The sequence below is a fragment of the Sphingopyxis microcysteis genome (assembly GCF_012274265.1).
Classification (GTDB): domain Bacteria; phylum Pseudomonadota; class Alphaproteobacteria; order Sphingomonadales; family Sphingomonadaceae; genus Sphingopyxis; species Sphingopyxis microcysteis.
In genome coordinates, this window is sequence record NZ_JAANYY010000002.1 from 827,357 (window position 1) to 840,140 (window position 12,784).

General features: G+C 64.7%; 10 protein-coding genes, 1 tRNA gene and 1 riboswitch. Of the genes, 5 read left to right on the forward strand and 6 right to left on the reverse strand.

What is annotated here, in order from left to right; genetic code table 11:
• Positions 1 to 86 precede the first annotated feature (86 nt).
• From G9408_RS03950 to G9408_RS03965, 4 genes are all read left to right on the forward strand, one after another.
• On the forward strand, positions 87 to 2,414 hold the full coding sequence (locus G9408_RS03950; protein WP_235957460.1) for an autotransporter assembly complex protein TamA: 2,328 nt from the start codon (positions 87 to 89) through the stop codon (positions 2,412 to 2,414).
• A complete protein-coding gene (locus tag G9408_RS03955; protein ID WP_168452773.1) occupies positions 2,414 to 6,643 on the forward strand; it encodes a translocation/assembly module TamB domain-containing protein in 4,230 nt (1,409 codons plus the stop codon). Before G9408_RS03950 ends, G9408_RS03955 begins: the two co-directional genes overlap by 1 nt.
• A complete protein-coding gene (locus tag G9408_RS03960; RefSeq protein WP_120216371.1) occupies positions 6,643 to 6,927 on the forward strand; it encodes a hypothetical protein in 285 nt (94 codons plus the stop codon). The genes G9408_RS03955 and G9408_RS03960 overlap by 1 nt, the downstream gene beginning before the upstream one ends.
• Positions 6,899 to 7,083: riboswitch (yybP-ykoY riboswitch) on the forward strand. (Overlaps the previous gene by 29 nt.)
• A 17-nt stretch (positions 7,084 to 7,100) precedes the next feature.
• The gene (locus G9408_RS03965; protein WP_168452774.1) at positions 7,101 to 7,673 is read left to right on the forward strand and encodes a TMEM165/GDT1 family protein; all 573 of its coding nucleotides are present in this window, start codon (positions 7,101 to 7,103) and stop codon (positions 7,671 to 7,673) included.
• On the opposite strand, the gene galE is transcribed toward G9408_RS03965, so the two are convergent.
• From galE to folK, 4 genes are all read right to left on the reverse strand, one after another.
• On the reverse strand, positions 7,670 to 8,686 hold the full coding sequence (gene galE / locus G9408_RS03970) for a UDP-glucose 4-epimerase GalE (RefSeq protein ID WP_168452775.1): 1,017 nt from the start codon (positions 8,684 to 8,686) through the stop codon (positions 7,670 to 7,672). The two genes, G9408_RS03965 and galE, sit on opposite strands and share 4 nt — an antisense overlap.
• Before the next feature lie 119 nt (positions 8,687 to 8,805).
• Positions 8,806 to 9,810: an NAD-dependent epimerase/dehydratase family protein gene (locus G9408_RS03975; RefSeq protein ID WP_168452776.1), complete on the reverse strand. Its 1,005-nt coding sequence runs from the start codon at positions 9,808 to 9,810 to the stop codon at positions 8,806 to 8,808.
• Between the two features lie 202 nt (positions 9,811 to 10,012).
• Positions 10,013 to 10,088: transfer RNA gene (locus G9408_RS03980), tRNA-Lys, on the reverse strand.
• A gap of 42 nt (positions 10,089 to 10,130) precedes the next feature.
• Positions 10,131 to 10,652, reverse strand: a complete 522-nt coding sequence (folK, locus tag G9408_RS03985) for a 2-amino-4-hydroxy-6-hydroxymethyldihydropteridine diphosphokinase (RefSeq protein ID WP_168452777.1) — start codon at positions 10,650 to 10,652, stop codon at positions 10,131 to 10,133.
• Between the two features lie 23 nt (positions 10,653 to 10,675).
• Between folK and G9408_RS03990 the strand changes: the two genes are divergently transcribed.
• Entirely contained in the window at positions 10,676 to 11,365 is a 690-nt protein-coding gene (locus tag G9408_RS03990) for a uracil-DNA glycosylase (protein WP_168452778.1), read from the forward strand.
• On the opposite strand, the gene G9408_RS03995 is transcribed toward G9408_RS03990, so the two are convergent.
• Both G9408_RS03995 and G9408_RS04000 read right to left on the reverse strand, forming a co-directional pair.
• Positions 11,326 to 11,802, reverse strand: a complete 477-nt coding sequence (locus G9408_RS03995; RefSeq protein WP_168452779.1) for an RNA pyrophosphohydrolase — start codon at positions 11,800 to 11,802, stop codon at positions 11,326 to 11,328. The two genes, G9408_RS03990 and G9408_RS03995, sit on opposite strands and share 40 nt — an antisense overlap.
• Positions 11,799 to 12,746 (reverse strand): alpha/beta hydrolase, encoded by a 948-nt coding sequence (locus G9408_RS04000; protein ID WP_168452780.1) that lies wholly within the window; start codon positions 12,744 to 12,746, stop codon positions 11,799 to 11,801. The genes G9408_RS03995 and G9408_RS04000 overlap by 4 nt, the downstream gene beginning before the upstream one ends.
• Positions 12,747 to 12,784 lie beyond the last annotated feature (38 nt).

Genomic DNA, 12,784 nt, shown 5'->3' on the forward strand with positions numbered 1-12,784 from the left:
GAAGGGGAAACAGGGCTTTGGCCGCGTAGAATCCGGTTGCGCCGCGGCAGCGTGCCAGCCAGAGATGCCGTATCGACGGCTGACAGATGCAAAACCCTGAAACCTCCAGTGATTATCACCCGGCGCGCCTGATGCGGTTGCGACCGATATTGATTGTGTCGGCCTCGATATTCGGACTGGCCGGGACGGCTTCCGTCAGTGCGCAGCCGGTTGCGCCGCCAGAGGTCGTGCCGACGGTGGCACCCACAACCGATGCGGCGATCGCGGCGCCGACCCCGCCACCGCCCGGCGTGGCATTTCCCGAGGTGGCGCCGATTATCAGCGACGAAGAGTTTGAGAAGGCGATCCCGCCGATCCCGGTCGAGGACGATCCTGAACTCGATCGGCCCCTCGAATCGATCGCCGAGTTTGAAAAGCGACAGGCCGCCGCGCCGACCGCCGCCAGCGATTCGGATGCTGATGCGCCGACGCCGGCGGTCGATGGCGTCCCGATCCCGGCGCTGGCCGACGGCGATGCGGTTGAGGTGATCGGCGATGCCCCGATCACCGACAGCGAACTTGCAGCACCTTTGCCGCCACTTGAAAATTTCGATGTCGAGCCTGTCGAATTTGCCGAGGCTGAGGCCGACGATGATGATGTCAGCGTTGCATATGCCGTCCAGGTCAACGGGCTCGCGCCCGCCGATGATAGTACCGACGTCGATCTTGCCGACCTGTTTGGCGATCTGTCGGCGCTTTACGACGGCGATGGCAAGGCGGACAATGCCGCCATGGTGCGGGCGCGACTGACCGCCGACGGCGAGTTGATGCAGCGTATCCTGGCGTCTGAAGGCTATTACGATGCCGTCGTCGAGACACGGATCGATCGCGGCGAGCGCGAGGAACGGCAGGAGGGACAGCCGCGTCAGCGCCGACCGATCACTGCCGTGATCGATGTGACGCCGGGGGCGCAATATCGGCTGGCGGAGATCATCCTGAAGGCCGATCCGACCGTGCCGCCAAACCTGATCGCCGACAATTTTCCGCTGAGCGTCGGTGAACCGATCGTCGCCCAGCGGGTGCAGGGCGCCGAGGCTGCGATCGCGCTGAAGCTGCCCGAAGAGGGCTATCCCTTTGCCGAAGTCGGACAGCGTGACATCCTGCTCGACGGAGCGACCGGTGACGGCGTCTATACGCTGCCCATCGACATCGGAAAACGATCGCGGTTCGGCGGGATCGAGACGACGGGCGATCTGGCGTTCGATGCCGAACATGTTGCGGTGCTGGCGCGCTTCAAGCGCGGCGAGCTCTACGACAGCCGCAAGGTCGACGACCTGCGGCAGGCGCTGGTCGCGACCGGCCTGTTCGCCACGGTTGCCGCCGAGCCGCAGCCAACGGGCGAAAGTGCGGGCGACGATACCGAATATGTGACGATGCTGGTGACGCAGCAGGCGGGACCGCCGCGGACTTTGGCGGCGAGCGCGGGTTATGGGACAGGCGAGGGGATACGCCTCGAAGCCAGCTGGACGCATCGCAACCTGTTGCCGCCTGAGGGGGCGTTGATCTTTCGCGGGGTCGTCGGGACGCAGGAGCAGGGGCTCGGCGCCACGCTGCGCCGGTCGAACGCAGGCCGCCGCGACCGCACTTTTGAGCTGGTCGCCGAAGCGACGCGCAGCAATTACAACGCGTTCGAGGCGATCACCGGCCGCGTTGCGGCGCGGGTCAGCTATGATTCGACCCCGATCTGGCAGAAGAAATTCACCTATGCATTCGGGGCCGAACTGATCGCGACGAGCGAAGATGATTATGATTTCACCCGCGGCACGCGCGACCGCGATTTCTACACGATTTTTGGGCTGACGGGCCAGGTCGGGATGGATCGCACCGACAGCCTGCTCGATCCGACCAAGGGATTTCGCGTGACCGCGCTGATCCAGCCCGAAGGCTCGCTCGCCGGGCAGTTTTCGCCCTACGCGCGGACGCGTCTCGACGTCAGCGGCTATTATCCGGTCACCGACAACGTCGTTTTGGCCGGGCGGGTGCGGGTCGGGTCGATCCTGGGTGCGGCGCGTGAGCGGCTGGCGCCATCGCGGCGTTTTTATGCCGGTGGCGGCGGGTCGGTGCGCGGGTTTGGCTATCAGGAACTGGGACCCAAGGATCCCAATGATGATCCGATCGGTGGTCGCAGCGTCGCTGAAGCAGCTTTTGAAGGGCGCTATCGGTTCGGCAATTTCGGCGTCGTCGGGTTTGTCGATGCCGGACAGGTTTATCGCGGGTCGGCGCCGACATTTTCCGACCTTCGCTTCGGCGCCGGGATCGGCGCGCGCTATTATACCAACTTCGGGCCGATGCGACTGGACGTCGCGACGCCGATCGGGCGCAAGCCGGGAGAGGCATTGGTCAGCGTCTATGTGTCGATCGGACAGGCGTTCTGATGGCCGACGAGGCGCCCGTGGCCGCCGACACGGCGACAGCGGCAAAGCCGCGGAACTGGCCCATGGCGATTCTGCGCTGGATTGGCCTGTCGCTGCTGGGTTTGATCCTGTTGTTCGCGCTGTTCCTGGTCGGACTCAACAGCGACGCCGGGCGGCGCTTCGTTGTCACCCAAATCGAAAAATATGAATTCGAAAACGGGATGAAGATTGGCATCGGTCGGCTCGACGGGTCGCTCTATGGCCGCATGGTCATCCGCAATTTCACCCTGTCCGATCCGACGGGAGTATTTCTGGAATCGCCCGAGGTCCGGATCGACTGGCGGCCGATCCGCTATTTCGCCAACCATGTCGATATTCGTTCGGCGACTGCGGCGACGATGACGATGCGGAAAATACCCGCGTTCAAGGTCGTGCCCGACACGAGCGAGCCGCTGCTCCCTGATCTCGATATCGACGTCGGCAACCTGCGCGTCGATCGCTTTATCTTTGAGCCTGCCGTCGTCGGCGAGCGGCAGGAGGCGCGCTTGAATGGCAAGATCGCGATCGCCGACCGGCGTGCGCAGATCACCGCCAATGCCGCCACGATCGGCGCCAATGCCAAGGGTGACACGCTGGCCCTTCGGCTCGATGCCGTTCCGGAAGCGAACCGCTTTGACGTAGGGGTGGACGTTAGCGCGCCGCAGGGGGGCGTACTAGCAGCGATGGGCGGCTTTGACCAACCAATGACTGCCAAGTTGGTAGGCCGCGGCGACTGGAAAGTCTGGAACGGCAATCTCACCGCCAATCTTGGCGCCGCACCGCTCGCGCGGCTGGCGCTGACGGCACGCAATGGCACATTCGCCGTGAAAGGCGTCGCGCAGGCGTCGCGACTGTTCGACGGCCCGGTCGCGGCGCTGCTCGGGCCGGAAACCGCGGTGGATGTGACGGCCCGGCTCGCCGACCGCAAGGCCGACCTCGACGGTCGGTTCTCGTCCGACGCCTTCCGGCTGGGCGTGAGCGGCGGGGTCGACCTCGGCAACAGCCGGTACGAGGCGCTGCAACTGGCATTCGTGCTCCTTCGTCCGAGTGCGGTGGCGCCCGCGGTGCGGGCCAATGGCGTGCGGGCGATCGCGACGCTGGATGGCGCATTCGACGTGCCGACGGTCGAATATCAGGCGAACGCCACGACCCTCGCGGTCAACGACATCGTCGTCGAAACGCTTGCCCTCGCGGGGAAAGCGCGCGTCGACGCCGATCAGATCCTCATCCCGGTCGCCGGACGCGCAGCGCGGATACGCGGGCTTGATACCGTTGCAGGCGGTACGCTGGTCCAGGTGCGGCTCGACGGCGATCTCGCTTACAGCAATGGACGGGTGCTCAGCGACAACTTGCGCCTGCGCTCGCCGCGCATCGACGCGAAGGCGATCGTCATCGCCGACCTCAATCGAGGCTTTTATACCGGCGCGATCGACGGACGGATCAACGACTATCGGGTCGAAAGCGTTGGCATCTTCGATATCGATACCGACGCCGATGTGAAGACCGCGCCGCGCGGTGGTTTCGAAATCGCCGGGCGCGTGCGCGCCCGTTCGACGCGTCTGTTCAACTCGGGCGTGCGCGATTTCCTGGGTGGTAATGCGACGGCGTCGGGCGACGTCCGCTACGGCACCGATGGCGTCGTGCGCTTCGCCAATCTGCGGCTGGCGGCGCCGCGCTTGCGCGTCACCGGCGGGCAGGGGAGTTATGCGCCCAACGGCCAGATCCAGATCAGTGCGCGCGCCAATTCGACCGACTATGGGCCCGTTGGCGTTCAGTTGGCCGGGACGATCAGCGATCCGCGTGCCGTCGTGACGGCGGAGCGTCCGGGGCTTGGCATCGGGCTTGCCAATCTGGTCGCGCGGATCAACGGCGCGCCGAACGGGTATCGTCTCGCCGCCACCGGCGACACCGATTATGGCCCGCTGGCGGCCGACGTCGTGCTGCTGACCGCAGCGGGACCATTGACCATCGACGTCGAGCGCGGCGATCTGTCGGGGATCGGTTTCAACGGGCGCCTGATGCGCAGTCAGGCGGGGCCGTTCGTTGGTCAGCTCAACGCGTCGGGGCAGGGGCTGGGCGGGCTCGTCCGACTGAGCGCTGCGGGGCAATATCAGGCGGCGGCGATCAACGTCCGCGCTAACAACGTCGTGCTGCCCGGCCCAGCCAAGCTGGCAGTCGGATCGGCGATCGTCGATGCCGACGTCACGCTCTACGACACCCCGCATGTCGTAGGCGACATCCAGATCGCCGAAACGCGTATCCGCGAATATGACATTGCGGTCGGACGGTTGAAGATCGATTATCGCGACGGACGCGGCAAGGCGCAGGCGCTCGTCGAGGGTACCAGCGGGGTGCCGTTCCGCATCGCCGCCAATGCCGATCTGACCCCCGCGCTGTGGCGTGCCTCGGTGCAGGGCCGCGCAACGGGGATCAATTTCCGCACCACCTCGCCCGCGCGGATCATCCCCGGCGCCGACGGTTATGAACTGCTGCCGACGATGGTCAATCTGGGCCGCGGCAGCAGCGCGCGCGTGGCCGGGCGGTTTGGCGAGGGGATCATGATCCAGAGCCGGCTCGAACGGGTCAATATGGCTATCCTGAACGCCGTTTACCCCGACATGGGGCTAGGCGGGCGCGCAACCGGCAACCTCGATTTCGAGCAGGCTGGCGCAGAGAGTTTCCCGCGCGCCGATGCGCGCCTCTCGATCACCGGCTTTACCCGGACGACAGCAGCGTCGGTCAGCCAACCGGTCGATGTCAATTTTGTCGGCAAGCTGCTCAGCGACGGCGGCGAGGCGCGCGCGGTGATGCGCAAACGCGGCAGCGTGATCGGGCGCATGCAGGCGTCGCTCCGCCCGCTTGGCCCGGGTGCGGGCGACTGGATGACGCGGCTGCGCGCGGCGCCATTGGGCGGCGGCATCCGCTATAATGGTCCATCGGACACACTCTATTCCTTCTTCGGTCCCGCGGATCAGGGTGTGTCGGGACCGATCGCCGTCGCTGCCGATTTCAGCTGTAGCGTTGCCGACCCCTGCCTGTCGGGTGTCGTGCGCGGCAAGGACATGGTCTATGAAAACCAGACCTATGGCACCCGCCTGACCAACATGGTCGTCAACGGCCGCTTTGACGGCAACCGGCTGGAAATCGACCAACTGACGGCGACGGCTGGCGACGGCAAGGTCGAAGCGAAGGGCTATATCAGCCTGGCGCAGGCCGATGGCTATCCGATGAACATCGCGATGACACTCGGCAACGCGCGGCTCGCGCGCAGCGAGAATATCGCCGCGCGCGCGACGGGCAATCTGGTGCTTGAAAAGGTCGCGGGGCAGGCGGCGCTGCTGTCGGGTAGCCTGCGTCTTCCCGAAACGCGCTATCGTATCGTGCGCGAGGGCGCGGCGCAGGTGCCGGTGCTCACCGGCATCAGGCGCAAGCCCGCGGCGGGACGGCAACGGATCAGCGGCGACGGGCTGGCTGCGGTCGGCGGCAGCCTGTTCGACCTTATCCGTCTGGATATTGCGTTGAAGGCGTCGGACGAAATCTACGTCAACGGCATGGGGCTGGAATCAGAATGGATGGCCGATATCGTCCTGCGCGGAACCACCCTCGCGCCGCGCGTGACGGGTGAGATCGAGTTGGTGCGCGGGACGCTGGGCTTTGCAGGACGTTCGTTCGAATTGCAGGAAGGCCGCGTGACCTTCCCGACCGGCGACGCTTACGACCCGGCTATCCGGCTGCTGGCGAGCGATACGATCGAGACGGTGACGGTGAACGTCGCGGTGTCGGGCCGCGCCAGCAATCCGCAGATTGCCTTTTCCAGTGTCCCCGGCCTGCCGCAGGACGAGATCGTATCGCGCATCCTGTTCGGCGATTCGATCACGACGCTATCGCCGCTTCAGGCGGTCCAACTCGCTTCCTCGCTCAATACGCTGAGCAGTGGCGGTGGCGGATTGAGCCCCTTGGGCGCGCTCCAATCGGCGACGGGAATCGACCGGCTGCGCGTGCTTGGCCCCGACGACACCGTCGGACGGGGAACAGCACTTGCCGCAGGGCAGTATATCACCAAGGACATCTATCTGGAGGTCATCACCGACGCGCGCGGCTACACCGCGACGCAGCTGGAGATCAGCCTGACCCGGGCGCTGTCGCTGCTCAGTCAGGCGGGCGGTTCGGGCCAGTCGAACCTCAGCATCCGTTACCGCAAGGATTATTGATGCGCGGCGCGATGACCCTGTTGCCGTTGCTGCTGCTCGCGGGGTGCAAGGACGAACCCGACTTCGAGGCGCGTTACGACAAGGCGGCGGCGGAGATTGAAGCGCGCGCCGAGGCGATGGACGCGGCGATCGCCGAATCCGAGGCTGCTGCGGCTGCTGCGGGGGAGACGGCGGCGACGCGAGCGCCGCAGGCGGAACGGGGCGGGAAAATTCCGCGCGTGTCGCCCGAGCCCTTGCCAGAAACCGTCAACCCGACTAATCCGCCCCCGTCATCTGGGGAGTAGCCAGCCGTCCAGCCGGACGGGCCACCGTGTCAACATACTCGGCCGAGAGGCCGTGGTGCGGTGGAAGCGGGACACCGCTTGGGCGAGACCAATGGCATCGACCTTCGTCCGGGCCGGGCGGCGGGTTCGATGTCCGTTGGAATCGCGAAGCCGCTCGGCCCCGGAGCTTGTTCATGGAAGCCTTGTTCACATCGACCGCCGTCGTTGCGCTCGCCGAAATCGGCGACAAGACGCAGTTGCTCGCGATTTTGCTCGCGACGCGGTTCAACCGCCCGCTGCCGATCATTCTCGGTATCCTGGTCGCGACGCTTGCCAATCATGCGCTCGCGGCGCTGCTCGGCGCGTCGGCGGCGGCCTTTCTGGACAGCCCGATCTTCCGCTATGCGGTGGGCGTGTCCTTCGTGGCCATGGCGGCATGGACGCTGATCCCCGACAAGTTCGAAGACGATGAGGCGCCCAAACCGCGGTTCGGCGCGTTTCTGACGACCTTGGTTGCCTTTTTCCTCGTCGAAATGGGTGACAAGACCCAGATCGCGACGATCGCGCTGGGCGCGCAATATCATGACGTTGTCGCGGTGACCGCGGGGACGACGCTGGGGATGATGATTGCCAACGTCCCGGCAATCTTCCTGGGGCATGAATTGCTCAAGCGCGTCGACTTGGCGAAAGTCAGATCGGTCGCGGCGGCGCTGTTCCTACTGATCGGATTGTGGGTGTTGGCTGAGGCCGCGGGTTGGCTCGGCTAACCCGTGTTGCGCATCGCCAGCGTCCGCTCGAAGCTCCAGCTTGACGCACACATGGCGTCGAGGTCGCGCTGCGCGGTCCAGCCAAGCTCTTGCGCCGCGCGTTCGGGGCTGGCGTAGCAGCTTGCCACATCGCCGTCGCGGCGCGGTGCGAGGCGATAGGGAATTCTGACGCCGTTCACCCGTTCAAACGCCCGAACCATATCCAGCACCGAATAGCCTTGCCCGGTGCCAAGGTTCCAAGTCGAAAGGCCGGGAGCGGCCTGGACGATCGCGTCGAGCGCTGCAACATGCCCATCGGCGAGGTCGACGACGTGGATGTAATCGCGCACCCCCGTGCCGTCGGGCGTGTCATAGTCGCTGCCGAATACGGATAGCTCGTTGAGCCGTCCGGCGGCGACGCGGCTGATAAAGGGCATCAGATTGTTCGGAATACCATTGGGATTCTCACCGATCAGGCCGCTGTCATGCGCGCCGACCGGGTTGAAATAGCGCAAGGTGGCAATGCGCCATTCGGGGTCGGACGCCGCAATGTCCGCCAGCATCTCTTCGATCATCAACTTGGTGCGGCCATAGGGATTGGTCGCCGCTGTCGGGTGGTTTTCGTCGAGCGGCAGATATTGCGGTTGGCCATAGACCGTTGCGCTTGACGAAAAGACCATCGTCTTAACGCCGCAATCGGCCATGGCTTGGACCAGCGACAGCGTGCCGCGCACATTATTGTCGTAATATTTCATCGGTTCGGCGACCGATTCGCCGACGGCTTTGAGGCCTGCGAAATGGATGACGGCTTCGACATCGTGATCCGCCATCGCGCCGCGCAACGCATCGCCATCACGAATATCACCGACGACCAGGGGAACCGCCGTACCGGTGATCGCTGCGAGGCGGTCGATGACCGCGGCATCGCTGTTGGCGAGGTTGTCGAAGCAGACAACCTGGTGGCCTGCTGAAATCAAAGCGGTCGCAACATGGCTGCCGATGTAGCCGGTGCCGCCGGTCAAAAGGATATTCATCGGATTGCTTTGCCTCCAAGCGGAAATTTTGCCGTCAATGAATCCGCCCTATTCGATCCCGCGCCCGCGACCAAGCCACTGGCTGCGTCCCGTTGCGCCATGGGGTTGGTGTGGGGGCGTTACCCGCGCTTTAACCAGTCTTCGCGATACCAATCGACAAACGCCGGAATGCCGACCGCCATCGGTGTGGTGGGCGCAAAGCCCAGGTCGCGGGTGATATCGTCGATATCGGCGAAGGTCTGATAAACGTCGCCGTCCTGCATCGGCAGCAAATTTATTTCGGCCTTGCGATCGCAGGCGGTTTCGATGGCGCGGATCAGGTCGGTCAGCTGTTCGGGCCGGTTGTTGCCGATATTGTACAGCCGGTGCGGGGTGGTGAAGCCGCCGGGCTTCATCTGCTTGTCATCGCTGGGTGGGCTGTCGAGTGCCAGAACGACGCCGCTTACGATGTCGTCGATGAACGTGAAATCGCGCAGCATGTCGCCGTGATTATAGACGTCGATCGGGCGCCCTTGCAGCACCGCTTCGGTGAATTTCCAAACCGCCATGTCGGGCCGCCCCCAAGGGCCGTAAACGGTGAAAAACCGCAGTCCGGTCTGTGGTATCCGGAACAGATGCGCATAGGTTTCGCTCATCAGCTCATCAGCGCGCTTGGTCGCCGCATAGAGCGAGATCGGCGCGTCGGCGCGGTCGGCCACGCGAAAGGGCGTATCGGCACGCATGCCGTAAACCGACGACGATGATGCATAAACCAGATGCGCAATTGTCCGGTGGCGCGCCAGTTCGAGGATATTCACATGGCCGGCGACATTCGAGTGAATGTAGGCCGCCGGGTTTTCGAGCGAGTAGCGCACTCCCGGCTGCGCCCCCAGATGCACGATGCGGTCGATCGCCACATCGGTCAGCGCCGCGGCAAGCGCCCCGGCATCGCCAAAATCGACATCCTTGAACGCGAACAGGTCGCCATAGCGCGCCGCAAGATGCTCGATCCGCGCGCGTTTGAGATCGAGCGAATAATAGGGGGTGAAATTGTCGATACCGACCACGCGCTCGCCGCGCGCAAGCAGCGCCGCCGCAACATGCATGCCGATAAAGCCTGCCGCACCGGTGATGAGTGTCGTCAAATTCTGTCCCTGCCTTGGCCGTCAAACTGCGCGCAGCCCATCCGCAAAATTGGCTGCCCGACAATGCGTGCGCTCCCGATGCCGCTCTTATCACGCCAATCGGTAAATTCAGAGGTAACGACAGCAGGATTATTGACGGCTGTTGGCCAACCGCCGCGGAGCGCGTGCGTGCGCGACGCGCTGTCGTAAGAATATTTGGGGGTGGTGAGCCCTGCTGGGTTCGAACCAGCGACCTACTGATTAAAAGTCAGTTGCTCTACCGACTGAGCTAAGGGCCCATCGCGGCGCCGCAAAGGCGGTGCGCGAAGTGAGCCGTCGCCCTAGTGCGCTGCTGCGCCCCGGTCAACCGGCTTTGGACGTCCGAGGCGCGCGGCGAGCTGGCGGACGCTGCGGCGGTGGAGCGGATGCTGCCAATTGGGAACGATCGCGCGGAGCGGGCCGAGGACGAAGGCGCGCCGGTCGATCGCGGGGTGGGGGATGGTGAGCGCGCTGTCGGACCAGATGCCGCCCGACCAGAGGAGAATATCGAGGTCCAGCGTCCGCGCGCTCCAGCGCTGCCCGACGCGGCGGCCAAAGGCGGCTTCGATCGCGTGAAGTCTTGCGAGCATCTGCGGCGGGGTCAGCGTCGATGCGACCAAGGCCACCGCATTCGCATAGCGGCGGCGCGACGGGCCGATCGGATCGCTCGCGATGATCGGGCTGGCATCGACCGCTTCGATATCGTCGCTTTCGAGCGCCGCGAGCGCCGCCATCAGCACCGCGCGCGGATCGCCGAAGCGCGCATGGCGCCGGTTCGACCCGAGACCGATCGCGTACAGCGGAAGCGGCGTTGCGTTGCTCATGCTCTCGCGCCTATCGCAGTTGTGTGGAGATTGACAGCCCATTGCCCGGTACCGAGCCGCCGCGCGATTGCCCGCGCTGTCCGCGATTGGTCGCGTTGCGGCGCGAATGTCAGGCCGAATATCCGGACTGGTGGAACGCGCCCGTCCATGCGTTCGGCGACCCTGACGCCTGGCTGGCACTTGCGGGACTGGCGCCGGGCAAGCATGGTGCGAACCGGACCGGACGGCCATTCACGGGCGATTATGCGGGCGACCTGCTGTTCGCGACGCTGGCCAATTTCGGGCTGAGCAAAGGTCGGTATGATGCGCGGATTGACGACGGATTGACCCTCGACGGCGCGATCATCGTCAACAGCGTCAAATGCCTGCCGCCGCAGAACAAGCCGACACCCGCCGAGATTGCGAATTGTCGCCCGTATTTCGAACAGCAACTGGCGGCCTTGCCCCTCGTTCGCGTGATCGTCGCGCTGGGACGAATCGCGCATGACGCGGTGCTAAGAGCAGCGGGCGCCCGGCTGGCGGCGCATCCGTTCGGTCATGGCGCCATTCATCTGCTCGGTGACGGCAGGCATGTTATCGATAGCTATCATTGTTCGCGATACAACACGAACACCGGGCGCCTAACCCCCGAAATGTTCGCCGACGTCTTTCGCGTGGCGCTGGCGCTGCGCGATCAGACGAGCGGGCCGAATTCGTCGATCAATCCGCGGTAAAGCACGCGCTTGAACGGCACGATCAGCTTTTCGATCTCGTGCAGCTCGGCCCACCTCCAGGCGCGAAATTCCTGATGCTTGGTGGCGATATTGATATCGCTATCCTCACCCATGAAGCGCATCAGGAACCAGTGCTGGCGCTGGCCGCGATATTTGCCGCCCCACATCTTGCCGATCAGATGGTCGGGAAGATCGTAGAAATATTCCTCGCGGCTGCGCGCGATGATTTCGACCAGCCCGCCATGGACGCCGGTTTCCTCGCCAAGTTCGCGGATCGCCGCCTCTTCGGCATCTTCGCCGTCGTCGATCCCGCCCTGTGGCATCTGCCAGGCTTCGCTCGAGGTGTCGAGTCGCTGGCCGACAAACACCTTGCCGTCGCGATTAGCGAGCATGACGCCGGCACAGGGCCGATAGGGAAGGGCGTTGGGATCGATCATGCCGCTCCGCTAGCTTCGGCGACGATCGCTTTCAAGACCAACAAGGCGCCGCGGATGTCCTCCTTGGCGCTTGGGATGCCTTGCGCCAGATTGATATAGCCATGAACGCTGCCCGTCGCTTCGCGGTACGTCGTCGGGACGCCTGCCTCGACCAGCTTGGCGGCATAGGCACGGCCCTGATCGCGCAGCGGGTCGAGGCCAGCGGTGGTGAGCAGTGTCGGCGGCAGGCCAGCTGCCGGAAAATCGAGCGGCGCCGCGCGATAGTCGGCGGGATCTGGTGCATAATGGTTGCCGAAATACGTCATGCTGCCGGTGGTCAGCAGATGGCCTTCGCCAAAATCGCGATAGCTTTGCCAGTCATCGTGCGTCGTAACCGCTGGATAGATGGGGTGCATTGCGATCACCGGCTTTGACGCGGGCTTGTCGCGAAGGGTGAGTGCTGTTGCAATGGTCAGATTGCCACCAGCGCTTTCCCCAGACAGGACCAGCCCGGTGCACGCGAAATTGTCGGCAACCCAGCGCGCCGCCGCCTCGCAATCCTCAGGCGCGGCGGGGAAGGGGTGTTCGGGCGCGAGACGATAGTCGATCGCAATCACCGGCATGTCGAGGAGGCGTGCGGCTTCGGCGCAATAGCCGTCGTGGGTATCGAGGTCGCCGATGACCCAGCCGCCGCCATGGAAGAAAACCATCACCGGGCCGGGTTCGCGGCCCGGACGATTGTCGTAGATGCGGACGGGAATCTCGCCGGCGGGGCCGGGGATGCTCCGGTCCTCAACCTGCGCAATCTCGCCGCGGGGCGCGTCGGCCATCTGGGCCATCACGCGGAACATCTCGCGCGCGCCCTCGGGCGGCATCTCTTCCATCTTCGGACCTTCCTGCGCGTTCAGAAACGCCAGGAACATCGCCACGTCAGGGCGCGTGAAATGCGTGGTGCCGTCGGTCATCCTGTAATCCCCTCGTTCCGCTTGTGCGGCCTGTTGTT

What these genes read in the sequence shown, in the direction of transcription:
- G9408_RS03950 (WP_235957460.1), top strand. Translation starts at nt 87, where the DNA reads ATGCAAAACCCTGAAACCTCCAGTGATTATCACCCGGCGCGCCTGATG.
- G9408_RS03955 (WP_168452773.1), top strand. Translation starts at nt 2,414, where the DNA reads ATGGCCGACGAGGCGCCCGTGGCCGCCGACACGGCGACAGCGGCAAAG.
- G9408_RS03960 (WP_120216371.1), top strand. Translation starts at nt 6,643, where the DNA reads ATGCGCGGCGCGATGACCCTGTTGCCGTTGCTGCTGCTCGCGGGGTGC.
- G9408_RS03965 (WP_168452774.1), top strand. Translation starts at nt 7,101, where the DNA reads ATGGAAGCCTTGTTCACATCGACCGCCGTCGTTGCGCTCGCCGAAATC.
- galE (WP_168452775.1), bottom strand. Translation starts at nt 8,686, where the DNA reads ATGAATATCCTTTTGACCGGCGGCACCGGCTACATCGGCAGCCATGTT.
- folK (WP_168452777.1), bottom strand. Translation starts at nt 10,652, where the DNA reads ATGAGCAACGCAACGCCGCTTCCGCTGTACGCGATCGGTCTCGGGTCG.
- G9408_RS03995 (WP_168452779.1), bottom strand. Translation starts at nt 11,802, where the DNA reads ATGATCGATCCCAACGCCCTTCCCTATCGGCCCTGTGCCGGCGTCATG.
- G9408_RS04000 (WP_168452780.1), bottom strand. Translation starts at nt 12,746, where the DNA reads ATGACCGACGGCACCACGCATTTCACGCGCCCTGACGTGGCGATGTTC.